This is a genomic window from Hydrogenophaga aromaticivorans (genome assembly GCF_013387465.1).
GTDB lineage: Bacteria > Pseudomonadota > Gammaproteobacteria > Burkholderiales > Burkholderiaceae_C > Hydrogenophaga > Hydrogenophaga aromaticivorans.
The window spans coordinates 21,907-45,680 of sequence record NZ_VYGV01000013.1 but is presented as its reverse complement, the minus strand read 5'-3'; the positions used below and the strand labels follow the sequence as shown (position 1 = coordinate 45,680).

Annotated in this window: 22 protein-coding genes; 11 read left to right on the top strand and 11 right to left on the bottom strand. The window is 65.4% G+C overall.

Annotated features, from left to right (window positions below):
* Window positions 1-3: 3 nt before the first annotated feature.
* Both dnaK and grpE read right to left on the bottom strand, forming a co-directional pair.
* Window positions 4-1,941 (bottom strand): molecular chaperone DnaK, encoded by a 1,938-nt coding sequence (gene dnaK, locus F3K02_RS15085; protein ID WP_177136454.1) that lies wholly within the window; start codon window positions 1,939-1,941, stop codon window positions 4-6.
* Window positions 1,942-2,060: 119 nt separating this feature from the next.
* On the bottom strand, window positions 2,061-2,621 hold the full coding sequence (grpE, locus tag F3K02_RS15080; RefSeq protein WP_177136453.1) for a nucleotide exchange factor GrpE: 561 nt from the start codon (window positions 2,619-2,621) through the stop codon (window positions 2,061-2,063).
* A 140-nt stretch (window positions 2,622-2,761) separates the two neighbouring features.
* On the opposite strand from grpE, the gene F3K02_RS15075 reads away from it, so the two are divergent.
* Window positions 2,762-3,616 carry a fumarylacetoacetate hydrolase family protein gene (locus F3K02_RS15075; protein ID WP_177136452.1) on the top strand — a complete coding sequence of 285 codons (855 nt, stop codon included), beginning with the start codon at window positions 2,762-2,764 and terminating at the stop codon, window positions 3,614-3,616.
* 93 nt (window positions 3,617-3,709) lie between these two features.
* Here F3K02_RS15075 and F3K02_RS15070 read toward each other — a convergent pair whose 3' ends face one another.
* The 8 genes from F3K02_RS15070 to F3K02_RS15035 form a co-directional block, all read right to left on the bottom strand.
* Window positions 3,710-4,030, bottom strand: coding sequence for a winged helix-turn-helix transcriptional regulator (locus F3K02_RS15070; RefSeq protein WP_177136451.1), 321 nt, complete (start codon window positions 4,028-4,030; stop codon window positions 3,710-3,712).
* Between the two features lie 145 nt (window positions 4,031-4,175).
* A complete protein-coding gene (locus F3K02_RS15065) occupies window positions 4,176-4,709 on the bottom strand; it encodes a MarR family winged helix-turn-helix transcriptional regulator (RefSeq protein WP_177136450.1) in 534 nt (177 codons plus the stop codon).
* A gap of 45 nt (window positions 4,710-4,754) precedes the next feature.
* A complete protein-coding gene (locus tag F3K02_RS15060) occupies window positions 4,755-6,467 on the bottom strand; it encodes an acyl-CoA dehydrogenase family protein (RefSeq protein WP_177136449.1) in 1,713 nt (570 codons plus the stop codon).
* A gap of 36 nt (window positions 6,468-6,503) precedes the next feature.
* The gene (locus F3K02_RS15055) at window positions 6,504-6,923 is read right to left on the bottom strand and encodes an acyl-CoA thioesterase (protein ID WP_177136448.1); all 420 of its coding nucleotides are present in this window, start codon (window positions 6,921-6,923) and stop codon (window positions 6,504-6,506) included.
* Between the two features lie 113 nt (window positions 6,924-7,036).
* Window positions 7,037-7,801: an SDR family NAD(P)-dependent oxidoreductase gene (locus F3K02_RS15050; protein ID WP_177136447.1), complete on the bottom strand. Its 765-nt coding sequence runs from the start codon at window positions 7,799-7,801 to the stop codon at window positions 7,037-7,039.
* A 1-nt stretch (window position 7,802) separates the two neighbouring features.
* Window positions 7,803-9,053, bottom strand: a complete 1,251-nt coding sequence (locus F3K02_RS15045; protein ID WP_177136446.1) for a thiolase family protein — start codon at window positions 9,051-9,053, stop codon at window positions 7,803-7,805.
* A 13-nt stretch (window positions 9,054-9,066) separates the two neighbouring features.
* The gene (locus tag F3K02_RS15040; RefSeq protein WP_177136445.1) at window positions 9,067-10,923 is read right to left on the bottom strand and encodes a feruloyl-CoA synthase; all 1,857 of its coding nucleotides are present in this window, start codon (window positions 10,921-10,923) and stop codon (window positions 9,067-9,069) included.
* A gap of 152 nt (window positions 10,924-11,075) precedes the next feature.
* The gene (locus F3K02_RS15035) at window positions 11,076-11,867 is read right to left on the bottom strand and encodes a crotonase/enoyl-CoA hydratase family protein (RefSeq protein ID WP_177136444.1); all 792 of its coding nucleotides are present in this window, start codon (window positions 11,865-11,867) and stop codon (window positions 11,076-11,078) included.
* 113 nt (window positions 11,868-11,980) lie between these two features.
* Between F3K02_RS15035 and F3K02_RS15030 the strand changes: the two genes are divergently transcribed.
* The 9 genes from F3K02_RS15030 to F3K02_RS14990 all read left to right on the top strand — a co-directional run bounded on the left by F3K02_RS15030 (window position 11,981) and on the right by F3K02_RS14990 (window position 21,670).
* Window positions 11,981-12,844 carry an amidohydrolase family protein gene (locus F3K02_RS15030; protein WP_177136443.1) on the top strand — a complete coding sequence of 288 codons (864 nt, stop codon included), beginning with the start codon at window positions 11,981-11,983 and terminating at the stop codon, window positions 12,842-12,844.
* Between the two features lie 188 nt (window positions 12,845-13,032).
* On the top strand, window positions 13,033-14,061 hold the full coding sequence (locus F3K02_RS15025) for a TRAP transporter substrate-binding protein (RefSeq protein ID WP_177136442.1): 1,029 nt from the start codon (window positions 13,033-13,035) through the stop codon (window positions 14,059-14,061).
* A gap of 126 nt (window positions 14,062-14,187) precedes the next feature.
* Window positions 14,188-15,231 (top strand): TRAP transporter substrate-binding protein, encoded by a 1,044-nt coding sequence (locus F3K02_RS15020; protein ID WP_177136441.1) that lies wholly within the window; start codon window positions 14,188-14,190, stop codon window positions 15,229-15,231.
* A 314-nt stretch (window positions 15,232-15,545) separates the two neighbouring features.
* Window positions 15,546-16,586, top strand: coding sequence for a TRAP transporter substrate-binding protein (locus F3K02_RS15015; protein ID WP_177136440.1), 1,041 nt, complete (start codon window positions 15,546-15,548; stop codon window positions 16,584-16,586).
* A gap of 224 nt (window positions 16,587-16,810) precedes the next feature.
* Window positions 16,811-17,332 carry a TRAP transporter small permease gene (locus tag F3K02_RS15010; RefSeq protein WP_177136439.1) on the top strand — a complete coding sequence of 174 codons (522 nt, stop codon included), beginning with the start codon at window positions 16,811-16,813 and terminating at the stop codon, window positions 17,330-17,332.
* Between the two features lie 5 nt (window positions 17,333-17,337).
* Complete coding sequence (locus F3K02_RS15005) at window positions 17,338-18,654, top strand: TRAP transporter large permease (RefSeq protein ID WP_177136438.1); 1,317 nt, start codon at window positions 17,338-17,340, stop codon at window positions 18,652-18,654.
* Between the two features lie 117 nt (window positions 18,655-18,771).
* Window positions 18,772-19,761, top strand: coding sequence for a Bug family tripartite tricarboxylate transporter substrate binding protein (locus F3K02_RS15000; RefSeq protein WP_177136437.1), 990 nt, complete (start codon window positions 18,772-18,774; stop codon window positions 19,759-19,761).
* A 13-nt stretch (window positions 19,762-19,774) separates the two neighbouring features.
* Complete coding sequence (locus F3K02_RS14995) at window positions 19,775-20,683, top strand: DUF1932 domain-containing protein (RefSeq protein WP_177136436.1); 909 nt, start codon at window positions 19,775-19,777, stop codon at window positions 20,681-20,683.
* Window positions 20,684-20,698: 15 nt separating this feature from the next.
* Window positions 20,699-21,670, top strand: coding sequence for an AEC family transporter (locus tag F3K02_RS14990; protein ID WP_177136435.1), 972 nt, complete (start codon window positions 20,699-20,701; stop codon window positions 21,668-21,670).
* On the opposite strand, the gene F3K02_RS14985 is transcribed toward F3K02_RS14990, so the two are convergent.
* Window positions 21,662-22,570: a LysR substrate-binding domain-containing protein gene (locus F3K02_RS14985; RefSeq protein ID WP_177136434.1), complete on the bottom strand. Its 909-nt coding sequence runs from the start codon at window positions 22,568-22,570 to the stop codon at window positions 21,662-21,664. The genes F3K02_RS14990 and F3K02_RS14985 overlap by 9 nt on opposite strands.
* 156 nt (window positions 22,571-22,726) lie before the next feature.
* Between F3K02_RS14985 and F3K02_RS14980 the strand changes: the two genes are divergently transcribed.
* Window positions 22,727-23,773 carry an amidohydrolase family protein gene (locus F3K02_RS14980; protein ID WP_177136433.1) on the top strand — a complete coding sequence of 349 codons (1,047 nt, stop codon included), beginning with the start codon at window positions 22,727-22,729 and terminating at the stop codon, window positions 23,771-23,773.
* Window position 23,774 lies beyond the last annotated feature (1 nt).

Genomic DNA, 23,774 nt, shown 5'->3' with positions numbered 1-23,774 from the left:
CGATCAGCCCTTCTTGACTTCTTTCACTTCGGCGTCAACGATGTCGTCGTCGGCCCCGGCCTTGCTGGCGCTCTCCTGGCTGGCGCCTTCGCTGGCACCGGCTGCAGCGGCTTCGGCCTGCGATGCGGCGTAGACTTTTTCACCCAGCTTCTGGCTGGCGCTCATGAGCGCTTCGGTCTTGGACTCGATGGCTTCCTTGTCCTCGCCCTTGAGCGCTTCTTCCACGTCCTTGATCGCGGCTTCGATGGCGTCTTTTTCGCCGCCGTCGAGCTTGTCACCGTGTTCGCCCAGCGACTTCTTCACGCTGTGCACCATGGCTTCGCCCTGGTTGCGGGCCTGCACCAGTTCGACCTTCTTCTTGTCGTCGGCGGCGTTGAGCTCGGCGTCTTTCACCATCTGCTGGATCTCGGCTTCGGACAGGCCGGAGTTCGCCTTGATGGTGATCTTGTTTTCCTTGCCGGTGCCCTTGTCCTTGGCGCCCACGTGCAGGATGCCGTTGGCGTCGATGTCGAACGACACTTCGATCTGCGGCATGCCGCGCGGTGCGCTCGGGATGCCTTCGAGGTTGAACTCGCCCAGCGCCTTGTTGCCGGCAGCGATCTCGCGCTCGCCCTGGAACACCTTGATGGTCACGGCCGGCTGGTTGTCTTCGGCGGTGGAGAACACCTGGCTGAACTTGGTCGGGATCGTGGTGTTCTTCTGGATCATCTTGGTCATGACGCCGCCCATGGTCTCGATGCCCAGGCTCAGCGGGGTCACGTCGAGCAGCAGCACGTCCTTGCGGTCACCGCTGAGCACCTGGCCCTGGATGGCAGCGCCCACGGCCACGGCTTCGTCGGGGTTCACGTCCTTGCGCGGTTCCTTGCCGAAGAATTCCTTGACCTTCTCCTGCACCTTGGGCATGCGGGTCATGCCGCCGACCAGGATCACGTCGTGGATGTCGCTGACGCTGATGCCGGCGTCCTTGATGGCCATGCGGCAAGGCGCGATGGTGCGTTCGATCAGCTCTTCCACCAGGGCTTCAAGCTTGGCGCGCGTGAGCTTGATGTTCAGGTGCTTGGGGCCCGATGCGTCGGCGGTGATGTAGGGCAGGTTCAGGTCGGTCGCGGCCGAGCTGGACAGTTCGATCTTGGCCTTTTCAGCGGCTTCCTTCAGGCGCTGCAGGGCCAGCACGTCCTTGGTCAGGTCAACGCCTTGTTCTTTCTTGAACTCGGTGACGATGTAATCAATGATGCGCTGGTCGAAGTCTTCGCCGCCCAGGAAGGTGTCGCCGTTGGTGGACAGCACTTCGAACTGCTTCTCGCCGTCGACGTCGGCGATTTCGATGATGGAGACGTCAAACGTGCCGCCACCCAGGTCGTACACAGCGATCTTGCGGTCGCCCTTTTCCTGCTTGTCCAGGCCGAAGGCCAGGGCCGCGGCGGTGGGCTCGTTGATGATGCGCTTGACGTCGAGGCCGGCGATGCGGCCGGCGTCCTTGGTGGCCTGGCGCTGGGCGTCGTTGAAGTAGGCCGGCACCGTGATCACGGCTTCGGTCACGGGCTCGCCCAGGTAGTCCTCGGCGGTCTTCTTCATCTTGCGCAGGATGTCGGCGCTGACCTGCTGGGCCGAGATCTGCTTGCCGCGCACTTCCACCCAGGCGTCGCCGTTGTCGGCGGCCACGATGGAGTAGGGCATGAGGTCGATGTCTTTCTGGACTTCTTTCTCGGTGAACTTGCGGCCGATCAGGCGCTTGATCGCGTAGAGCGTGTTCTTGGGGTTGGTCACGGCCTGGCGCTTGGCGGACGCGCCGACCAGCACTTCACCGTCTTCCTGGTAGGCCACGATCGACGGCGTGGTGCGCGCACCTTCCGAGTTCTCGATCACCTTGGTGGTGTTGCCTTCCATGATGGACACGCACGAGTTGGTGGTGCCCAGGTCGATGCCGATGATTTTTCCCATTTGTGTGCTCCGGTTCTAAAAAGTGAATGTTGAAAAGGGTGTGGATGCGGTGTGCATCCCTTGTGGAAGATGTGTGGATAACTCAGGTGTTTTTCAAGGCCCTGGCCACGCAAATGCCTTTATTTGGGGGCTGCCACGGTGACCAGGGCCGGGCGCAGCACGCGGTCGGCGATCAGGTAGCCTTTTTGCAGCACGGCGACCACGGTGTTGGCCTCCTGCTCGGCGGGCACCATGCTGATGGCCTGGTGCTGGTGGGGGTCGAACTTGCTGCCGCTGGCCGGGGCGATTTCCAGCACCTTGTGGCGCTCCAGAGCGCTCTTCAGCTGCTTGAGCGTGGCTTCGGAGCCTTCGCGCAGCTGCTCGCGCGTGGCTTCCTGGATGCCCAGACCGGCTTCGAGGCTGTCAGCGACGGCCAGCAAGCTCTCGGCAAAACTTTCCACCGCGAACTTGCGCGCCTTGCTGATGTCGTCCTCGGCCCGGCGGCGGGCGTTTTCGGCCTCGGCCTTGGCACGCAGGAACTGGTCGGCCAGATCGGCGTTTTTCGCTTTGAGTTCGGTGACTTCGTTGGTCAGGGCGGCCAGCGCATCGGCTTCGGCCACGGCCGCAGCGGCGAGGGCTTCTTCCGCGTTGAGGGGGGAGGTGTGCTCGGGGGTGGCGGCGGGGTTCGGTGGTTGGATCATGTCGATGAAGAATGGTCGTGAAATCGATGGCAAAGCTGGCCGTGCGCGGTAATTCGGGGCGGTCTGGCCGGATTCAAGGGGGCTGGCGGCAAAAGGGCCCGATGCGGGTGAAAATTGGCGTTTTTCACAGAGACAAGTCCATGAAACTCTTTCGCCACGGCCCACAGGGCGCCGAAAAACCCGGTCTGATCGACGCCAGCGGTGCGCTGCGCGACCTCTCGGGCGTGGTGCCGGACATCGGCCCGGCCACCCTGGGGCGTGATTTTATGTCGCGGCTGGCGGCGCTGGATGCGGCGACCTTACCGCTGCTGCCGGCCGACACCCGCCTGGGCCCCTGCGTGGGGGCTGTGGGCAATGTCGTGTGCATCGGTCTGAACTACGCCGACCACGCCGCCGAAGCCGGCCTGAAGGCGCCCGGCCAGCCGATCGTGTTCAACAAGCACAACGGCGCCATCAGCGGGCCGAACGACAGCGTCTGGCTGGCGCCCGGCTCGCAGAAGCTGGACTGGGAGGTGGAGTTGGGCATCGTGATCGGCGAGCGCGCCTTCCATGTGAGCGAAGCGGATGCGCTGAACCATGTAGCCGGGTTCTGCCTGGTGAACGACGTGTCGGAGCGGGCCTACCAGATCGAATACGAGGGCCAGTGGACCAAGGGCAAGAGCTACCCGACCCACTGCCCCATCGGTCCCTGGCTGGTGACACCCGACGAACTGGGCGATGAGCAGGACGTGGACCTGTGGCTGGACGTGAACGGTGTGCGCCGCCAGACCGGCAACACGCGCACCATGATCTTTGGCGTGAAGACCATCGTGAGCTATCTCTCCCGTTTCATGGCGTTGCAGCCCGGCGACGTGATCCCGACCGGCACGCCGCCGGGAGTGGGCATGGGCCAGAAGCCGCCGGTCTACCTGAGAGCCGGTGACGTGATCACGCTGGGCGGGCGCGGGCTGGGCGAGCAGCGCCAGGTGGTCAGGGAAGCCCCCCTGCGCCGCTGACACGACTTCCCCCTGAGGGGGACCACACCAGTGGCCCGGCAAAGCCGGTCCCACGGTGTGTGCTGGAAGGGTGCCCCTTCTCCGGCTGACGGTTCAGGCTGCGTGTGCCGCCGCACGCGCCAGCTGGTGCGACCACTTGCTGGCGAACTGCTGCACGTCGGTCATGCGGCGGGCGAGGTCGGCGCCCTGGCTGGTGAGCCGGTAGCCGTCGCCACCGTGGTCCACCAGGTGGGCGGCGCGCAGTTCCTTCAGGCGGGTGTTGAGCGTGTTGGGGGTGACCCCACCCACGCTGTCCTGCAGCAGGCGGAAGGTCTGGGGGTGACCATCGCTCAGTGCCCAGATCACACGCATGGCGTAGCGCGATTCCAGCAGATCAAAGAGCTGGATCACGGCGGAATGGTCTTTGGCACTCATGTTGTGTCTCCTGGTGCAGCCCTCTGTGACGGGGCTTGAGAAACACTATACGGCGCCTGCTAGCAGTTTGCTAGCTGTGTGCACTGCAGCAATGTGGCGCAATGTCCAAGGCTCCGGATATACCCGGATTGCGCGAGCCTGGGGACTACCGCAGATACACCTTGCGCAGCAGGGTATTGAGCGTCTCCAGCTCGGCGGGCGTCAGGGCGTGGGAGACGTCGTGCTCCAGCCGGGTGGCGGTGGTCTGGGCCTGCTTCTGCAGGCGCTTGCCCTCGGCCGAGAGGTGCAGCCCCTGCGCGCGGCGGTCGGACGGGTGGGGTTTGCGCACGATCAGGCCGCGTTTGTCCAGGCTCTTGATCATGCCCACCAGGTTGGGCGGCAGGATGTCGAGCTCAGCACACAGCTGGCGCGAGGTCACACCCGGGTTGTGGGCGATGAGCGTGAGCACCGAAAAATCCACCGGGCGCAGGCCAAAGGGTTCCATGCGCCGCAGGAACACGGTGATCACCGCCAGCGCGGCGCGCCGGGCGTTGTAGCCGAGCAGGGTTTCGAGGTAGCTGGTGTCCAGGCCCGAGGAGGGCTCGGGCGTGTCGACGGACGGACTCACCGGATCGGTGCTGGCGGTTTTGCGGGGCGCACGGGGACGGCGCAGGGTGTTGGCGACGGAAGGTTCAGACATGGCTGGCAAGCATAGCGCGAGCGCAAAGTTCGTCCTTGACAGGGGTCATGCCGCGTCCAGGCTGGCGTCGAGCATGGCCAGGCGCATGTCGAACTCGGGCCAGACCCAGCGCCAGAAACCGGTTTGTGTGGCTTGCCAGCGCGGCGCGTAGCCCCCGGTGGTGGCGCCGATGCGGGCCCAGGCCCAGGCCATCAGCAGCATGGCCACGGCGCGCAGAAAGTCGTCGGCCAGCCAATGGGCCAGGTCGGCGGGGGCGTCCTTGGCGGTGGCGCGGGGCAACAGGCGCTCGCGCAGGAAGCTTGTGAAGCGGGCGAATTGTGCCTTCACGCGCACGGCTTGTGCATCGTCGCCCAGCTCGCCGCCGATGTCGGCCAGCAGCTGCAACAGGGCCGCGCCGCCGTCGGGCAGGGTCTTGCGCAGCAGCAGGTCGATCGCCTGGATCTCGTTGGTGCCTTCATAGATCATGGCGACGCGCGAATCGCGCACGATCTGCTCGATGCCCCATTCGCGCACGAAACCGTGGCCGCCGAAGACCTGCAGGCAGGCGCTGGCACCGTGGAAGGCCTGATCGGTCCAGGCCGACTTGAGCACCGGCGTGACCAGGCTGCACCAGCGGCTGGCGAGCTCGCGGCGGGTGGCGTCGCCGTGGTTTTTCAGGATGTCCAGCTCCAGCGCGGTGCGGTAGGCCACGACCCGGCCGGCGTCGATCCAGGCGCGTTGGGCGTCGAGGATGCGGCGCATGGCGGGGTGTTGTTCGATCAGGTCTGCCTCGCCGGCCTTGGCCGATCCGCCGGGTGCGCGCATCTGACGGCGTTCCTTCGAATAGGCGTCGGCCTTCTGCCAGGCGGCGTCGAGCAGGCCGATGCCCTGCAGGCCCACGTGCAGGCGGGCAGCGTTCATCATCACGAACATGGCGTTCAGGCCTTTGCCGGGTTCGCCGACGATCCAGCCCGGGGCTTCGTCGAAGCGCATCACGCAGGTGGGGCTGCCGTGCAGGCCCATCTTTTCTTCAATGCGTTCGCAGACCACCGCGCTTCTGGAGCCGTCTTCGTAGAACTTCGGCACCAGGAACAGCGACAGGCCTTTCGGACCGGGTGGGCTGTCGGGCAGTCGCGCGAGCACCAGGTGCACGATGTTGTCGGTCAGGTCGTGTTCGCCGCCGGAGATGAAGATCTTGGTGCCGCTCAGGGCGTAGCGGCCATCGGCCAGGGGCACAGCTTTCGTGCGAACCAGACCGAGGTCGGAGCCGGCGTGCGGTTCGGTCAGGCACATGGTGGCCAGCCATTCGCCGGTGGCCACTTTCTCCAGGTAACGCGCCTTCAGCTCGGGCGAGGCGTGGTGTTTGATGCACTCATAGGCGCCGTGCAGCAGGCCGGGCGCCATGGTCCAGCCGTGGTTGGCCGCGCTCAGCATTTCGTAGAGCATGGCTTCCAGCGCAGCGGGCAGGCCCTGGCCACCGTCTTCGGCAGCGCAGGCCAGCGAGGGCCAGCCGGCCTGCCAGAAGGCCTGGTAGGCGTCGCGGAAACCCGGCGGCATGGTGACGGCCCCGGCCTTCCACTGGGCGCCGATTTCGTCACCTTCGCGGTTGAGCGGGGCAATGACTTCGGCGACGAACTTGCCCGCTTCCTCGACCACCTGCTGCATCAGCGCTGCGTCGGCCTCGGCGTGGACGGGCAGCGCCTGCAACTGCGCGGGGGCTTGCAGCACCTCGAACAGGATGAAGTTCATGTCGTCGGTGCGGGGCTGGAAGGCGTTCATGGGTTCACTCGAATTCGGATGGTGCGGTCTGACGGGTCAGCTGCAAAGGGCCTTGATGTCCTCAGGGACCGGGATGGCCTTGATGCGGGTCGGATCGTCGGGGTGCTTGATGCAGAAAGCGCGTGTCTCCGTGCCTTCGCAGAGCACGGTGTCGCCACGCATCACCACGTGTTTGTGGATCAGCACCTTGTCGCGCCACTCGGTCACGCTGGTGTGGATCTGCAGGCGCTCGCCGTAGGTGGCGGGCCGCATGAACTTGGTGTGTATCTCCAGCAGCGGGGTGCCGATGATGCCGGTGGTCTTGACCAGCTCGCGCCACGGCGGCACACCGCACTTCACGAAAAAGTTCAGCGACGAGGCGTCCATCCACTTCGAGAAATTGGGAAAGAACACGATGCCGGCGGGATCGCAGTCGCCGAACATCACCTCGACTTCGTACACAACGGTTTTTGACATAGGAGCTTCTGGAAAGTGGGGCTTGAACCGAGGGCGCCGCGGAACTGGCTTTGCCGGGCCGCCAGCGCCGCCCCCTGGGGGGTGACGCCGCGCAGCGGCGGCGCGGTGGGTACTTACCGTGGTGCCATCCTCAGAGCGCCGTCGAGGCGGATCGTTTCGCCGTTCAGGTGACCGTTGGTCACGATGTGGGTGGCCAGTTGCGCGAACTCCTCGGGCTTGCCCAGGCGCTGCGGGAACGGGATGCTCGCGGCCAGCGATTGCTGCACCGGCTCGGGCAGGGTCTTCATCAGCGGCGTGAGGAACAGGCCGGGGGCGATGGTGCAGACGCGGATGCCGTGCTGCGCCAGGTCGCGCGCCATGGGCAGCGTCATGCCGGCCACGCCGGCCTTGGAGGCGCTGTAGGCCTGTTGGCCCACCTGGCCGTCGAAGGCGGCCACGCTGGCGGTGAACACCATCACGCCGCGTTCGCCGTCTTCCATCGGTTCCAGCTTGGCACAGGCCGCCGCGAACAGGCGGGCTGCGTTGTAGGTGCCGATCAGGTTGATGTTGATGACCCGGGCGAAGTCTTCCAGCGGGGCGGCGTTGCCGTCCTTGCCGACCACGCGCTTGGCGCTGCCGATGCCGGCGATCTGCATCAGGATGCGCGCCGGGCCGTGGGCCGCGGCGGCGGCGTCGATGGCGGCCTGCATGCTCTCCGGGTTGCTCACGTCGCACTGGCAGGCGACGCCGCCGATCTCGGCCGCGACGCGCAGGGCGTTCTCCAGATTCAGGTCGAGCACCGCGACCCTGGCACCCAGGCGGGCGAGTTCGCGGGCGGTGGCTTCACCGAGGCCGGAGCCCCCGCCGGTGACGAGGGCGGCTTGTCCTTGAATGTTCATTTCAGTTTCCTTCCAGGTTCTCAATGAGGAGGGCAATGCCCTGTCCACCGCCCACACAGGCGCTGGAGATGCCGTACTTCTTGCCGCTGCGCTGCAGTTCGCGCGCCAGCGTGAGCGTCAGGCGAACGCCGGTGGTAGCGAGCGGATGACCCAGCGCGATGGCGCCGCCGTTGACGTTCAGGCGCGTGAGGTCCAGCCCGAGTTCGCGGCCCACGGCCAGCGTCTGCGCGCCCTGGGCTTCGTTGATCTCGAATCGCGCGATGTCGTCCAGCTTCAGGCCGGTGCGCTCCAGCAGCAGGCGGATGGCCGGCGCCGGGCCGATGCCCATGATCTCGGGCGGCACGCCCACGGCCGCCGCAGCGACCACGCGCGCCAGCGGCGTCTTGCCCTGGGCCTTGGCGTAAGCACCGGAGGCGACCACACAGGCCGCGGCCGCATCGACCAAAGCAGCGCTGTTGCCACCGGTCTGCACGCCACCCTCGTACACAGGTTTGAGTTTGGCCAACACCTCGGGCGGTGAGATGCGCGCGTGGGTGTCGGTCGCCACTTCGGTGACTTTGCCCTGCAGCCGGATGCCGCGCGGCTTGTAGCCGTCGAGCTCGAACTTCTCGCTGACCACCGGCACGATTTCGCCCGCCAGGAAACCGCTCTCTTGCGCAGCCACGGCCTTGGCGAACGAGGCCGAGGCAAACGCATCGACCTCTTCGCGCGTGATGCCGTATTTCTTGGCCAGGTTCTCGGCGGTCTGGATCATGTTGATGCCGGCCGCCGGGTCTTTCAGGGCTTCCCACATGTAGTCCTTGAAGCCCACCGGCGCGCCGAGCTTGAAGCCGGTGCGGTGGTCAAACGCTGCGATGGGGTTGCGCGTCATGCTCTCGGTGCCCACCACCAGCGCGGCCTCGCAGGCGCCGCCCTGGATGTGTTCGCCGGCCTGGCGGAACAGCTCGAAGCCGGTGCCGCAGATGCGCTGCGCCATGATCGCCGGCACGTCCACCGGCACGCCGGCGTAGAGGCCGATGTGGCGCGGCAGGAAGAACTGGTCGAAATCGCCGGGCGCCATGTTGCCCGTGACCACCGAGCCGATGTGATCGCCCGGCACGCCTGCGCGCGCCAACGCTTCGCGGGCGGCCTTGATGCCCAGGTCGGTCGGAGAGATGTGACCCAGCGCGCCGCAGTAGTCCACCATCGGCGTGCGCACGCCGTCGAGGATGAACACGTCGGCAAACGCGTTGAAGAAGCCTTTTTGTGCCATGGTGGGTGTCTCCTCAGACTTGAGGTTTGATGATGTAGCGCAGGCCTTCAGCGTGCAGCTTGGCTACCGTGTCGGCGCGGTGCGTCAGCACGGCGCGCTGGTTGATCGATCCCTTGTCGGTGACTTCGCCGCGGTCGATGGTGGGCGGGTCGGCCAGCAGACACATGCGGGCGATGCGGTTGGCGCTGCCGGTGGCGGTCTTGGCCAGTTCGTTCACGATCAACTGGAACTGCGCCAGCACGGCGGGGTGGTCGAGCACGTCGTGCAGGGAGGCGTCCGCGGGCAGGTCGCTGAGGTTGCGCACCGCCGCGGTGGGGAACACCATGGCACCGACCTCCTTGAGGTTGATGCCGGTGAGCACCACGTCCTGGATGTAGGGTGCGCCGGCCGCGATGATCTTGCCGCGCAGCGGACCCACGCTCACGAAGGTGCCGGTGGCGAGCTTGAAGTCTTCGGCGATGCGGCCGTCGAACTTCAGGCCCATGTGCACGTCGGTTTCGTCGATCCACTTCACCGCGTCGCCGGTCTTGAAGAAGCCTTCTTCGTCGAAGGCTTCGGCCGTCTCCTCGGGCTGGCGCCAGTAGCCGGGCGTGATGTTGGGGCCGCGGTAACGCACCTCGGTCTTGCCCTGCATGTCCACCAGCTTGAGCTCCAGGCCGGGCGTGGGCAAGCCGAGGTCGCCGGCCTTCACGTTGGGGTTGGTCACGAAGATGCCGAATGGGCCGGACTCGGTCATGCCCAGGCCCGTGGTCATGACGATGCGTTCGCCGATCTCGCGCTCCTGGCTTTCGAACAGGCTGTCCCAGATCGGCTGTGCCAGCGCCGCACCGGCGTAGAAGAACATGTTCACCTTGGACAGCAGCGTCTTGCGCAACAGGTCGTCGGTCTTCATCGCGTTGGCAATGGCTTCGAAGCCGGTCGGCACGTTGAAGTACACCGTGGGCGCGATCTCACGCAGGTTGCGCAGGGTCTCGTTCATCAGCGCGGGCGTGGGCTTTCCGTCGTCGATGTACAGCGTACCGCCGTGGTAGATCACCATGCCGAAGTTGTGGTTGCCGCCGAAGGTGTGGTTCCAGGGCAGCCAGTCCACCAGCACCAGCGGCTTCTCGGCCAGCACGGGCATGGACTGCGTCATCTGCTGCTGGTTGGCGCACCACAGGCGCTGCGTGTTGATCACGGCCTTGGGCATCTTGGTCGAGCCCGAGGTGAAGAGGAACTTGGCGATGGTGTCCGGCCCGGTGGCGGCCATCGCGGCGTCCACGGCGGGCGTGGGCTCGGTGGCCAGCAGCGCGGCGAACGAGGTGGTGTCGCGGCCTGGCACGGTGCCTTTGGTGGTGACCAGTTCCACGCCGTCACCCAGCGTGGCGAGCATGGCGCGGCTGTAGCGCAGCGCGTCGCTGGCGAACACCAGGCCCGGCGTCAGCGTCTTCACCACGTGGTGCAGCTTGTCGAAGTCCTGGCTGATCAGCGAGTAGGCCGGCGAGGTCGGGCAGTAAGCCACGCCGGCGTACAGGCAGCCCAGCGCCAGCAGCGCGTGTTCGAGGTCGTTCTCGCTCAGGATCAGCACCGGTCGCTCGGCGCTCAGGCCGCGGTTCAGCAGGCCCTGGCCGATGCGACGCGCCGCGTCCAGCGCCTGCGCGAACGTGATGTGTTGCCAGTCGCCGGTGCTGCCGTCGGCGTTCTTCACGCGGCGCGCAAACAGGGTCTGGTCCGGGCGTTCTTTCGCCCAGTGCACCAGCCGGTCGGTCAGGCGATCGGGGACGGGCAACAACGCCTGGTCAGCGGCCAGGTAGTGCACACCGGTGTCACCGTCGCGCAAGGTGGCGCGGGTGACGCCGAATTTCAGGGGGCGGTATTTCGCTGCGGTCATGTCTTGTCTCCAGATGCTCTTGTTTGCTTGCGCTGGGGGGTTCAAATTGCTCCGGCGCGCGTGTCTCAACACAGGGATGCCGAGGAACCGGCTTTGCCGGGTCTCTGGTATCGCCCCCCTTGGGGGGTGACGCCGCAGGCGGCGCAGGGGGGTTATTCCTTGGTCACCTTCGCAGCCTTGCCTTCGAGGAAGGCTCGCACTCGTTCTTTGGCTTCGGGCGCGCTCTGGGCGATGGACGCCATCAGTGCTTCGGTGAACAGACCGTGGTCGGCGGGCTGTTCGGCAATGCGGGGCAGGGCGTGCATGAGCGCGTAGTTGGTCATGGGCGCGTTGGTGGCGATGCGGGTGGCGAGCTCGATGGCTTTGTCCAGCGCGGTGCCGGTGGGCACGAGGTATTGCGCCAGTCCGATGCGCTCGCCGTCGGCGGCGTTGTAGACGCGGCCGGTGAGCATCATGTCGGTCATGCGCGCCGCGCCGATCAGCTTGGGGATGCGCACCGCGCCACCGCCGCCCACGAAGATGCCACGCGTGCCTTCGGGCAAGGCGTAGAAGGTGGTTTCGTCGGCCACGCGGATGTGGCAGGCGCTGGCCAGCTCAAGGCCGCCACCGACCACCGCGCCGTGCAGCGCAGCGATCACCGGCACGGTGCCTTTTTCGACGCAGTCGAGCGCGGTGTGCCACATGCGCGAGTGCATCACGCCTTCGCCCGCATCGCGCTCGCTCAGTTCCGACAGGTCCAGGCCGGCGCAGAAGTGTTCGCCGCTGCCGTCGATCACCGCCGCGCGCACGCTCTTGGGCAGGTTCTGGAACAGATCGCGGATCGCGAGGATCAGACCATCGTTCAGGGCGTTGCGTTTGGCTGCGCGGTTGAGCGTGACCACGGCAACTTCGGACTGTTCGCCACGCAGGCTCAGGGTGAGATCGGGATGGGTATTGGCGTTCATGATGAAGGGAGTAACCTGCTTGTTGAGTGATGCGATTATTGTTATAACCCATAACTAAATCAAGAAAAACCCTTCGGATCAACCTCCGTGTTTACCCTTAGAAGAGAGCCACCATGGACCACCACAACCTCATCGCCATCGACATCCACACCCACGCCGAAGTGAGCTGCCGCAACCCCTTTGACAACTATGGCGAGGAATACGATCGCGCCGCCGACAAGTACTTCGGTAGCGACCGCCGGCCGACCATCGCCGAAACGGTGGCGTACTACCGCGAACGCAAAATCGGTCTGGTGATGTTCACGGTGGACAGCGAGTCGCAGCTGGGCCGCCGCCGCATCCCCAACGAAGAAATCGCCCAGGCCGCACGCGAGAACAGCGACATGATGGTGGCCTTCGCCAGCATCGATCCGCACAAAGGCAAGATGGGCGCTCGCGAGGCCGAACGCCTGATCCAGGAAGAGGGCATCAAGGGCTTCAAGTTTCACCCCACGGTGCAGGGCTACCACCCCTACGACAAGATGGCCTGGCCGATCTACGAGGTGATCAACGCGCACAAGCTGCCCGCCATTTTTCACACAGGGCACAGCGGCATCGGCTCGGGCATGCGTTGCGGCGGCGGTCTGCGCCTGGAATACAGCAACCCCATGCACCTCGACGATGTGGCGATCGATTTCCCCGACATGCAGATCGTCATGGCGCACCCCAGCTTCCCCTGGCAGGATGAGGCGCTGAGCGTGGCGACGCACAAGCCCAATGTGTGGATCGACCTTTCGGGCTGGAGCCCGAAGTACTTCCCCAAGCAGCTGGTGCAGTACGCCAACACGCTGCTGAAGGACCGCATCCTGTTCGGCAGCGATTACCCGCTGATCACCCCCGAGCGCTGGATGAAGGATTTTGAAGTCGCCGGCTTCAAGCCCGAGGTGATGCCTGGCATCCTGAAGGGCAACGCAGTGCGTCTGCTGGGACTGGCCTGAACAACCCTCAGGCTCTGGTGCACGGCTCCTGTGGTGCCGTGGCCGGAAGGTGCCGATGGGACCGGGGCGCTAGGGAAAACACCCATGCAGTCCGGTGCGCTTATGGTTATAAACAATAACTAAGCGGTTGCGATGACGCAGAACGCTCGCCACCGCTCATTGATTGAGCACCACCATTGGAGAAACGCATGACTGCATGGAAATTCAAGATCGCCACATTGGCGCTGGCTGCCTCGGCCAGCTTGTCCGCTTTCGCGCAGGAAGTGACCCTGCGCCTGCACCAGTTCCTGCCGCCGCAGGGCACGGTGCCGGCCAAGGCGCTGACTCCCTGGGCGAAGAAGATCGAGGCCGATTCGAACGGTCGCATCAAGATCCAGATGTTCAGCTCGATGCAGCTGGGCGGCACCCCGCCGCAGCTGTTCGACCAGGCGCGCGACGGCGTGGTGGACATCGTCTGGACGCTGCCGGGCTACACGCCGGGCCGCTTCCCCAAGTCGGAGGTGTTCGAGCTGCCTTTCATCGCGGGCCTGTCGGCCGAGAAGACCTCTCGTGCGCTGTGGGAGTACGTGCAGAAGAACGCCATGGATGAGTACAAGGACGTCCACGTGCTGGCTGTGCACACCCACGGTCCCGGCCTGTTCCACACCAAGCAGCCGGTGGTTGGCCTGGAAAGCCTGCGCGGCATGAAGATCCGCGGTGGCACCCGTGTCGTCAACAACATGCTGGTCAAGCTCGGCGCCACGCCCGTGGGCATGCCGGTGCCGGCCGTGACCGAAGCGCTTTCCAAGGGCGTGCTCGATGGCACCACGATTCCCTGGGAAGTGGCGCCTGCGCTGAAGGTGCATGAACTGGTGAAGAACCACACCACCTTTGCCGGCGACAAGGCCTTGTATGTGACAACCTTCGTCGTCGCCATGAACAAGGGCGCCTACAACAAGCTGCCAGCCGATCTCAAGAAGATCATCGATGACAACTCGGGCCTCGAATTCAGCGCGATGATTGCCCGCACACAGGATGTGGGTGACAACGTCGGTCGCGACCTGGCTGTGAAGGCCGGCAACAAAATCACCGAACTCGACGTGGCCGAAGTGCAGCGCTGGAAGCGCACCGCTGGCGTGGTCGAGAGCGACTGGATCAACGACATGAAGGCCAAGAACATCGACGGCGCCAAGCTGGTGTCCGATGCGCGCGCGATGATCGCGAAACACGCCAAATAAGCGCCGGTCCCGGGTACAGGAAAAAGCCGGGCCGCACAAGCCCGGCTTTTCCACGCCGGGCCGATCAGCCTTGTGCCCCGTCGGAGCAGGCCAGAGCAGAACATCTTTCAACGACAGGAGACTGCAATGCGTACCATCAAACGCCGAGCCGCGTTGGCAGCCTTGGCCGCCGCCGCCGCCAGCACCTTGTTCGCGGGCACCGCCTCGGCCCAGCAGACCATGACCCTGCGGCTGCACCAGATGCTGCCCCCGCAGGCCACCATCCCCGCCAAGGCCATCGTGCCCTGGGCCCAGAAGGTGGAGGCCGAGTCCGGCGGCCGCATCAAGATCCAGCTGTTCCACGCCATGCAGCTGGGCGGCGCGCCTCCGCAGCTGTTTGACCAGGCGCGCGATGGCGTGGTGGACATCACCTGGACCGTGCTGGGTTACACGCCGGGGCGTTTCAACAAGTCCGAGGTGTTTGAACTGCCGTTCATGAGCGGCTCGGCCGAGCAATCCTCGCGCGCCTTCCAGGAGTACGTGGAGAAGTTCGCCGCCGACGAGTTCAAGGACGTCAAGCTCATCGCGGTGCACACCCACGGCCCGGGTCTGTTCCACACCAAGGCCCCGGTGACGGGTCTTGAGAGCCTGCGCGGCATGAAGGTCCGCGGCGGTTCGCGCATCATCAACAACATGCTCACCAAGCTGGGTGCGAACCCGGTGGGCATGCCGGTGCCGGCCGTGACCGAAGCCTTGTCCAAAGGCGTGATCGATGGCACCACGATTCCCTGGGAAGTGACGCCCGCGCTCAAGGTGAGCGAGCTGGTGAAGAACCACACCACCTTCGCCGGCCAGCAGGGTCTGTACACCCAGACCTTCGCGTTCTCCATGAACCGCTCGGCCTACGACAAGCTGCCCGCCGACCTGAAGAAGGTGATCGACAACAACTCGGGCATCGAGACCGCGGCCATGTTCGGCCGGGCCATGGACGAAGGCGACAAGGTGGGCCGCGCGATCGCCGAGAAGGCCGGCAACAACATCGTGGCGCTGGACGTGGCCGAGACCCAGCGCTGGCGTCGCACCGCTGGCACCGTGGAGACCGACTGGGTCAACGAGATGAAGGGCAAGAACATCGATGGCGCCAAGCTGGCCTCGGAGGCCCGTGCACTGATTGCCAAGTACTCGAAGTGAACGCCTGAGCAGGCGATGGGCCGTCGGGCCCATCGCCCGTGCGCTTCCGGATGCGCCAGCACGACAGGGGTTGGCGCTTTTTTTGGGGTGCGTGCGCTTGTTCGTTCGATGGCATCAGGTTTTGTCATGTCATACCAATCTGACATTGAACCAGTTGGTACATATCAACCCGGCATAGCTGAAAGAAGCGTTCCGATCTGGTCAGCGCCCTTGATCAGGTTCAAAGTTCCGGCGCTTGCCAAACGATGGCCGCGCTATGACGCAGCCACTTGCGCCGTGATCAGCGGACGACTTTTTTCATCCCCGGAGAACCCATGAGCTTCTTGAAACGCCGAACCACCCTGGCCGCGCTGGGCGCCGCCCTGACCACCCTGATGGCGGGTAGCGCGCTGGCCCAGCAGACCGTGACGCTGCGTCTGCACCAGTTCCTGCCGCCCCAGGCCCCCATTCCCTCCAAGGCCCTGGTGCCCTGGGCCAAGAAGATCGAAGCCGAATCGGGTGGCCGCATCAAGGTGCAGCTGTTCCACGCCATGGCCATGGGCGGCACGCCGCCCCAGCTGTTTGACCAGGCGCGCGATGGTGTGGCCGACATCACCTGGACCGTGCTGGGTTACACCCCGGGCCGTTTCAACAAGTCCGAAGTGTTCGAGCTGCCTTTCATGGGTGGTGTCTCCGAACAGTCCTCGCGGGCCTTTCAGGAATACGTCGAGAAGTTCGCGGCCGACGAATTCCGCAGCGTCAAGCTGATCGCCGTGCACACGCACGGCCCGGGCCTGTTCCACACCAAGCAGCCGGTGACCGGCCTGGAGAGCCTGCGCGGCATGAAGATCCGTGGCGGCTCGCGCATCATCAACAACATGCTGGGCAAGCTGGGCGCCACGCCCGTGGGCATGCCGGTACCGGCGGTGACCGAGGCCCTGTCCAAGGGCGTGATCGACGGCACGACCATCCCCTGGGAAGTCACGCCTTCGCTCAAGATCACCGAACTGGTGAAGAACCACACCACGTTCGCGGGCAAGGAAGGTCTGTTCACCCAGACCTTTGCCTTCACCATGAACCGCACGGCTTACGACAAGCTGCCGGCCGACCTGAAGAAGGTGATCGACAACAACTCGGGTGTCGAAACCGCGGCCATGTTCGGCCGCGTGATGGACGATGCCGACAAGGTGGGTCGTGACATCGCCGTCAAGGCGGGCAACAACATCGTGGCACTCGACGTGGCCGAGACCCAGCGCTGGCGCCGCACCGCGGGCGCGGTCGAGGCCGACTGGGTCAAGGAGATGAAGGGCAAGAACATCGACGGCGCCAAGCTGGCCTCGGAGGCCCGTGCGCTGATTGCCAAACACGCGAAGTAAGGGCTTTTTGGTGCCGCCCCGGGGTGGACGCTGTCTTCTGACGGACGGCCACTCGGGGGCGATGTCCTGCCAGGGGCAGGACATCGCGAAGATTTCGATAAGGGAAATTGATTTAACAATAAGAAATTTTGAGCTATAGTCCCGCCGCTGCGCAACAGGCGGCGGTGGAAGAAAAACCATGGGAGACAATTGGCGCAGGCCAACCCCCATAACAAGGACCAGAAATGATTGACTGGATTTACCGGTTTGCCCGGTGGACCGCCCTGTTTGGCGGCATCATGCTCGTGGCACTGACCCTCATGGTCGTGGCCAGCGTCGCCGGACGTGCACTGATCGGCATCGGGCTCGGGCCCGTGCCGGGCGACTTTGAACTGGTGGAAGTCGGCGTCGGTATCGCCATCTTCTTCTTCATGCCCTGGTGCTACCTGCGCGGCGGTCATGCCACGGTGGACCTGCTCTACATGCACACGCCGCGCTGGGCGCAAAAGGCGGTGGACACCGGCAGCGACATCCTGATGTCGCTGGTCTGGCTGGTGCTGACCTGGAAGCTCTGGGAAGGCATGCTGGAGAAAAAGGAGTACCTGGAGACCACGTTCATCCTGCAGATGCCGGTGTGGTGGGCCTATGCCCTGTGTCTGGTGGGCGCCGTGATCGGCTGTGTCTGCTACGTCGCCAAAACCCTGACCCGTTTTGGTCTCGGGTCCGAGCCCGAAGGCTGGACGGTTGAATCCAACGCAGGGCACTGAACATCATGTCAACTGTCGAACTCGCTCTCTGGTCGTTTCCGCTCCTGCTGCTGCTGATCTTCATCCGTGTGCCCATCGGGCTGTCCATGCTGGTGTGTGGCCTGGGCGGTGCGTGGATGGTCTACGGGTCGGTGGACCCGATCCTCAATCAGCTCAAGCAGGTGACCTACAGCACCTTCTCGAACTACAACCTGTCGGTCATTCCGCTGTTCCTGCTCATGGGGCAGTTCGCTGCGCTGGGCGGCCTGTCGCAGGCGCTGTTCAAGGCGGCCGAGGCCTGGATCGGTCACCGCAAGGGTGGCGTGGCCATGGCCGCGGTGGGCGCCTGTGCCGGTTTCGGCGCCATCTGCGGCTCTTCGCTCGCCACGGCGGCGACGATGGGTCAGGTGGCCCTGCCCGAACTCAAGCGCGCGGGCTACGCCGGTGGCATCTCCACCGCCTGTCTGGCCGCGGGCGGTACGCTGGGCATCCTGATCCCGCCGTCGGTGGTGCTGGTGATCTACGCCATCCTGACCGAGCAGAACATCGCCAAGCTGTTCCTGGCGGCTTTCGTGCCCGGCATTCTGGCCGCCGTGGGCTACATGATCGTGATTGCGATCTATGCGCGCCTCAAGCCGCATGAAGTGGGCTCCATGGCGCCCATGCCCATGAAAGACCGCTGGATCGCCACCGTCAAGGTGTGGCCCGTGATGGTGATCTTCCTGACCGTGGTCGGCGGTATCTACACCGGCCTGTTCACGCCCACCGAGGGTGCGGCCATCGGCGCGTTCGGCACGGGCCTCTCGGCCTGGTTCAGCGGCGGCCTCAACCGCAAGACCCTGCTCGAAGCCGTGCTGGGCACCGCGATCGCCACCGGCATGATCTTCATGATCGTGCTGGGCGCGGGCCTGTACAACACCTTCCTGGCGCTGTCGCAGCTGCCGCAGGAAGCCGCTGCCATGGTGTCGGGCTGGGGTGTGAGTCCCCTGCTGGTGCTGATCGCCATCCTGGTGCTGTACGTGATCCTGGGCTGTTTCATGGACTCGCTGTCCATGATCCTGCTGACCATTCCGGTGTTCTTCCCCATCGTGACCGCGCTCGACTTCGGCCTGCCGCCCGAGGAGTTCGCCATCTGGTTCGGCATCCTTGTGCTGATCGTGGTGGAGGTGGGATTGATCACGCCGCCGGTGGGCATGAACCTGTTCGTCATCAACTCGATGGCACGCGACACACCGATCACGCAGACCTACCGCGCCATCCTGCCCTTCGTGACCAGCGACTTCATCCGCACCGCGATCCTGGTGGCCTTCCCCGGCATCACGCTGTTCGTGCTGCGCCTGTGAAGACCGGTTATCGAAAGCCTGCATAGCTGAAAGGGCCTGCAAGCAATTGCAGGCCCTTTTTCTGGGCGCTACATTGGGGCGGCTTTTGCGATCGACACCCCACAACAGGAGACCAGCATGAACCTCAAGACCTTGTTTTCCCGGCGCACCGTGATGGTTTCCGCGATCGCCCTGGGTGCTTTTGGCCTGGCCACCCCCGCGATGGCACAGGCCTTCCCCAGCAAACCGCTGCGCATCGTGGTGCCGTTCGCCGCCGGGGGGGCCGGTGACCTCACCGCCCGCATCGTGGGTGCGGAGTTGACCCAGTCGCTGGGCCAGCCGGTCACCATTGAAAACCGACCCGGCGCCGGTGGTGTGGTGGCCGCCAGCACGGTGGCACGTGCCGAGTCCGACGGCCACACCCTGTTCCTCATGTCCAACGGCACCGCCGTGACCGCCAGCCTGTACAAGAGCCTGCCCTACGACACGGTCAAGGACTTCACGCCCGTCTCCACACTCGGCACTTTCGATCTGGTGGTGCTGGTGCCGGCCGACTCGCCTCACAAGACCCTGGGCGATCTGCTCGCGTTCGCCAAGGCCCATCCCAACCAGCTCAACATCGGCAGCATCAACATCGGCAGCACGCAGAACCTGGCGGCCGAGCTGCTCAAGTCCAGTGCCGACATTCAGGCCCAGATCGTGCCTTTCAACGGCACGCCGAACCTGGTCGGTGCCTTGCGTGGCAAGCAGGTGGATGCCGCCGTCGAGATCCTCGGCCCGGCGCTGACGCAGATCCAGGCCGGCGCCTTCCGCGCGCTCGCGGTCACCGGCCAGAAGCGTTCCACCGTGCTGCCCGAGGTGCCGACCGCCGTCGAGCAGGGCGTGAAGGGTTTTGTGGCCTCGTCGTGGAATGCATTGGCCGTGCCCTCGAAGACACCGCGAGACGTGGTGGCGCGCCTGAACAAGGACATCAACGCCGCCCTGGCGAAACCCGACGTTCGCAAGAAGCTGGCCGACCTGAACATCGACCCCGAAGGCAGCACGCCCGAAACGGCGGCTGAACTGCTGGCCGCTGACATCAAACGCTGGGGCGCGGTGATCGAGCGCGCGAACATCCCGAAACAATGAGAGAGGACGGCTCATGGACATCCTGCCAGTGGACACGCTGCGTATTGGTCTGATCGGCTACGGAGAGGTGGGCCGCATCTTCGGCGCTGGCCTCAACGCGGCCGCAGCCTGGGACCTCAGATTCGCCGATCCGGCGCAACGCGACGAGCCGCTGGCGCATGCCGCTGCGCAGGGCATTGAGGCCTGTGACGGCGTGGCCAGCCTGTGTGCCCGGTCAACGCTGGTGATCTCGGCCGTGACCGCTTCAAGCACGCTGGCCGTGGCGCAGGCCGCTGCCGCCGACATCCAGCCCGGCAGTTTTTTCCTGGATCTCAACTCCGCATCGCCCGGCACCAAGCAGCGGGCCGCTGCCCTGATCGAAGCGGCGGGCGCGCACTACGTGGAGGCCGGCGTCATGACCTCGGTGCCGCCCTATGGCATCCGCGTGCCCATGCTGCTGGGCGGTCCACACGCGGCGCGCCTGTTGCCGGTGCTGGCCGCCCTGGGCATGGACGCCAAAGTGGCCAGCGAGCAGCTGGGCATCGCCTCGGCCACCAAGATGTGCCGCAGCGTGATGATCAAGGGGCTGGAGGCGCTGGTGATCGAAAGCTACGCCACCGCGCGCCACCACGGCGTCGAAGACGCCATGATCGCCACGCTGCAGGAGACCTTTCCTTCGATCGACTGGCAGAAGCAGGGCAGCTATTTCTTCAGCCGCGTGGCGCAGCACGGCAAGCGCCGCGCCGAAGAGATGCGCGAGGTGGCCAACACCGTGCGCGAGGCCGGCTTCGAGCCCTTCATGGCCACGGCCATCGCCGAGAAACACGACTGGATGGCGGCGCAGGCGCGCGCCGGGCATTTCGCCGACCTGGGTCAGAACCCACCGTGGCAGGCCTTTGCCGACCGCCTGCTGGCAGCGCGCCCCGCCGCCAACGACGCATAAACCGAACGCTTCTTCATGCTCGACATCCTGGCCATCACCGGCCCGATCTACCTCTGCATCGCGGCCGGTTATGCCAGCGTGCGCTGGAACCTGTTCACCAAAGCCGACATGCGCGTCTTCGGCAAGTTCGTGATCCAGATCGCGCTGCCCGCGTTGCTGTTCAACGCACTGGCCTCGCGGCCGCTGGGCGAGGTGGTGCACCCGGGTTACCTGCTGGCCTTCACCGCCGGTTCGCTGGCGCTGATCGGGGCGGCGCTGTGGTTCTCGCGCAGCGTGCTGCGCAAGAGCCTGACCGAGAGCGCGTATGTGGCCATGGGCATGACCTGCTCCAACAGTGGCTATGTGGGCTACCCCGTGATGCTGCTGCTGTTTGGACCCCTGGGTGGTGTGATCCTGGCGCTCAACCTGATCGTGGAAAACCTCATCAAGCTGCCGCTGCTGTTCACGCTGGCCGACGCGGGCGCGCACGAAGGCGAGCGGCCTTCGCTGCTGCAGGCGCTGAAACAGACGGGCGAGCGCCTGGTGCGCAACCCCATGATCGTGGCCATCTTTGCCGGCTTCGTGGTGGCCTTGCTGGGCTGGCAGCTGCCCGCGGTGATCACGCGCACCGTGACCCTGTTTTCCGCCGCGAGCAGCGGCATGGCGCTGTTCATCATCGGCGGCACGCTGGTGGGCCTGCAGGTCAAGGGCATGCGCCGCCAGGTGTCGCTGATCGCCGTGGGCAAGCTGCTGCTGCACCCGCTGGCGGTGTTCGCCGCCGTCTCGCTCTTGCCGCTGCTGGGGCTGCCTTCCGTTGACGGCGATCTGCGCACCGCGGCCGTGCTCTCGGCGGCCATGCCCATGCTGGGCATCTATTCCATCCTCGCGCAGCGCCACGGCTTTGAAGGCTTCACCGCGGCGGCGCTGCTGGCGACCACGGCGGCCTCCTTCTTCACGCTCAGTGCCATCCTCTGGCTGATGCGCCACAGCGCGGGCTGGCTAGCTTGATGAATTGATCGCATCCAGCGTCTGGCGGATCAGGTTCAGTGTGGTCTGCTGCGTGAGCGTGGCGGGTCGCAGCGAGCTGGTGGCCAGGCACAGGCGGGTGCGCAGTGGCGGCTGGATGGAGCGCGTGCGGTAGGCCGACGGCCGGATCGAGCTGGCCACCGCGTTGCGCGAGAGCAGGGCGGCACCCGCGCCGTCGGCCACGAGGTCGAGGATGGCGGACACACCGTCGATCTCCAGCGCCACCCGCGGACGGCACCCGATGTTGGCCATTTCGGACTCTACGTGCATGCGCAACGCGTTGGGCCGGCTCGGGATCACCAGCAGCAATTGCGCCACCTCGGCCAATGACACCGGTGGCGGGGGTGGCTCTTCGGCCAGTCCGGCCGGGCGGGGTTCCACCAGCAGCAACTCTTCGTCCTGCAGCGGCGAGATGTCGATTTCCGGCGCGGGCTGGGCGTTGTAGAGCACGGCGATGTCCAGCCGCCCGGTCACCAGCCATTCCTGCATGGTGGCCGACAGGCCTTCGCTGATGGACAGGCTGGCTTCTGGCAGCTGGGCGCGAAAGGCGCGCGTAAGCGGCACGGTGAGCACCCGCGCCAGGCTCGGCGGCAAGCCGATGGCCACGCGCCCCGCCAGCGCACCGCGCACCCGGCCCAGCTCTTCGCGCGCTCGCTCCACCTGGTGCAGGATGCCGCGGCCGTGTTCCAGCAGCAGCTTGCCGGCTTCGGTGGGTGTGGCGCCGCGGCCGTTGCGCACCAGCAGGTTCTGGCGCAACTCCACCTCCAGCAGGCGCACCTGTCGCGAGAGGGCGGGTTGCGCCACGTCCAGCGCGAGCGAGGCTTTGGTGAAGCTGCCCAGCTCGGCGACGCGCACGAAATATTCGAGTTGTTTGAGATCCATGATCTGTATTGCTAAGGAATAGCTCCATCATAGATATAGTTTTTTGTTCTAGCTGATAGCGCGCCGGGAGGCTGGTTTCGCAGCGTGGTGAAGTTCACAATCCGCCATTCAAAGCCCCGTCCGGCATGGGCCGCAACCGCACCAGGAACCTTCCGCATGAGCCAGCAAAAGCCCCTCATCATCGACTGCCACGGCCACTACACCACGGCGCCCAAGGCCCTGGAGAACTGGCGCAACGCGCAGATCGCCGGCATCAAGGACCCGGCTTCGATGCCCAAGGTCTCGGACCTGAAGATCAGCGACGACGAGCTGCGCGAGTCCATCGAGACCAACCAGCTGCGCCTGATGAAAGAGCGTGGCTCCGACTTCACCATCTTCTCGCCGCGCGCGAGCTTCATGGCCCACCACATCGGCGACTTCAACATCAGCTCCACCTGGGCCGCGATCTGCAACGAGCTCTGCTACCGCGTGAGCCAGCTGTTCCCCGACCACTTCATTCCCGCCGCGATGCTGCCGCAGAGCCCGGGCGTGGACCCGGCCACCTGCATCCCCGAGCTGGAGAAGTGCGTCAAGGAATACGGCAACGTCGGCATCAACCTGAACCCCGATCCTTCGGGCGGCCACTGGACCAGCCCGCCGCTGTCCGACAAGGCCTGGTACCCCATCTACGAGAAGATGGTGGAGCACGACATCCCGGCCATGGTGCACGTGAGCACCAGCTGCAACGCCTGCTTCCACACCACCGGCGCGCACTACCTGAACGCCGACACCACGGCCTTCATGCAGTGCCTGACCAGCGACCTGTTCAAGGACTTCCCGACGCTGAAGTTCATCATCCCCCACGGTGGCGGCGCGGTGCCTTACCACTGGGGCCGTTTCCGTGGCCTGGCGCAGGAGCTGAAGAAGCCGCTGCTGAAAGACCACCTGCTCAACAACATCTTCTTCGACACCTGCGTGTACCACCAGCCGGGCATCGACCTGCTGACCAAGGTGATCCCGGTGGACAACATCCTGTTCGCCTCGGAAATGATCGGCGCCGTGCGCGGCATCGACCCCGAGACCGGTCACTACTACGACGACACCAAGCGCTACATCGAAGCGAGCACCATCGTCGTGGGCGATGACCGCTACAAGGTGTACGAGGGCAATGCGCGGCGTGTGTTCCCGCGCCTGGACGCGGCTTTGAAACAGAAAGGAATCTGAC

Bases quoted from the DNA above. Each gene is read 5' to 3' on its own strand.
- dnaK (WP_177136454.1), bottom strand. From the start codon at position 1,941: ATGGGAAAAATCATCGGCATCGACCTGGGCACCACCAACTCGTGCGTG.
- grpE (WP_177136453.1), bottom strand. From the start codon at position 2,621: ATGATCCAACCACCGAACCCCGCCGCCACCCCCGAGCACACCTCCCCC.
- F3K02_RS15075 (WP_177136452.1), top strand. From the start codon at position 2,762: ATGAAACTCTTTCGCCACGGCCCACAGGGCGCCGAAAAACCCGGTCTG.
- F3K02_RS15070 (WP_177136451.1), bottom strand. From the start codon at position 4,030: ATGAGTGCCAAAGACCATTCCGCCGTGATCCAGCTCTTTGATCTGCTG.
- F3K02_RS15065 (WP_177136450.1), bottom strand. From the start codon at position 4,709: ATGTCTGAACCTTCCGTCGCCAACACCCTGCGCCGTCCCCGTGCGCCC.
- F3K02_RS15060 (WP_177136449.1), bottom strand. From the start codon at position 6,467: ATGAACGCCTTCCAGCCCCGCACCGACGACATGAACTTCATCCTGTTC.
- F3K02_RS15055 (WP_177136448.1), bottom strand. From the start codon at position 6,923: ATGTCAAAAACCGTTGTGTACGAAGTCGAGGTGATGTTCGGCGACTGC.
- F3K02_RS15050 (WP_177136447.1), bottom strand. From the start codon at position 7,801: ATGAACATTCAAGGACAAGCCGCCCTCGTCACCGGCGGGGGCTCCGGC.
- F3K02_RS15045 (WP_177136446.1), bottom strand. From the start codon at position 9,053: ATGGCACAAAAAGGCTTCTTCAACGCGTTTGCCGACGTGTTCATCCTC.
- F3K02_RS15040 (WP_177136445.1), bottom strand. From the start codon at position 10,923: ATGACCGCAGCGAAATACCGCCCCCTGAAATTCGGCGTCACCCGCGCC.
- F3K02_RS15035 (WP_177136444.1), bottom strand. From the start codon at position 11,867: ATGAACGCCAATACCCATCCCGATCTCACCCTGAGCCTGCGTGGCGAA.
- F3K02_RS15030 (WP_177136443.1), top strand. From the start codon at position 11,981: ATGGACCACCACAACCTCATCGCCATCGACATCCACACCCACGCCGAA.
- F3K02_RS15025 (WP_177136442.1), top strand. From the start codon at position 13,033: ATGACTGCATGGAAATTCAAGATCGCCACATTGGCGCTGGCTGCCTCG.
- F3K02_RS15020 (WP_177136441.1), top strand. From the start codon at position 14,188: ATGCGTACCATCAAACGCCGAGCCGCGTTGGCAGCCTTGGCCGCCGCC.
- F3K02_RS15015 (WP_177136440.1), top strand. From the start codon at position 15,546: ATGAGCTTCTTGAAACGCCGAACCACCCTGGCCGCGCTGGGCGCCGCC.
- F3K02_RS15010 (WP_177136439.1), top strand. From the start codon at position 16,811: ATGATTGACTGGATTTACCGGTTTGCCCGGTGGACCGCCCTGTTTGGC.
- F3K02_RS15005 (WP_177136438.1), top strand. From the start codon at position 17,338: ATGTCAACTGTCGAACTCGCTCTCTGGTCGTTTCCGCTCCTGCTGCTG.
- F3K02_RS15000 (WP_177136437.1), top strand. From the start codon at position 18,772: ATGAACCTCAAGACCTTGTTTTCCCGGCGCACCGTGATGGTTTCCGCG.
- F3K02_RS14995 (WP_177136436.1), top strand. From the start codon at position 19,775: ATGGACATCCTGCCAGTGGACACGCTGCGTATTGGTCTGATCGGCTAC.
- F3K02_RS14990 (WP_177136435.1), top strand. From the start codon at position 20,699: ATGCTCGACATCCTGGCCATCACCGGCCCGATCTACCTCTGCATCGCG.
- F3K02_RS14985 (WP_177136434.1), bottom strand. From the start codon at position 22,570: ATGGATCTCAAACAACTCGAATATTTCGTGCGCGTCGCCGAGCTGGGC.
- F3K02_RS14980 (WP_177136433.1), top strand. From the start codon at position 22,727: ATGAGCCAGCAAAAGCCCCTCATCATCGACTGCCACGGCCACTACACC.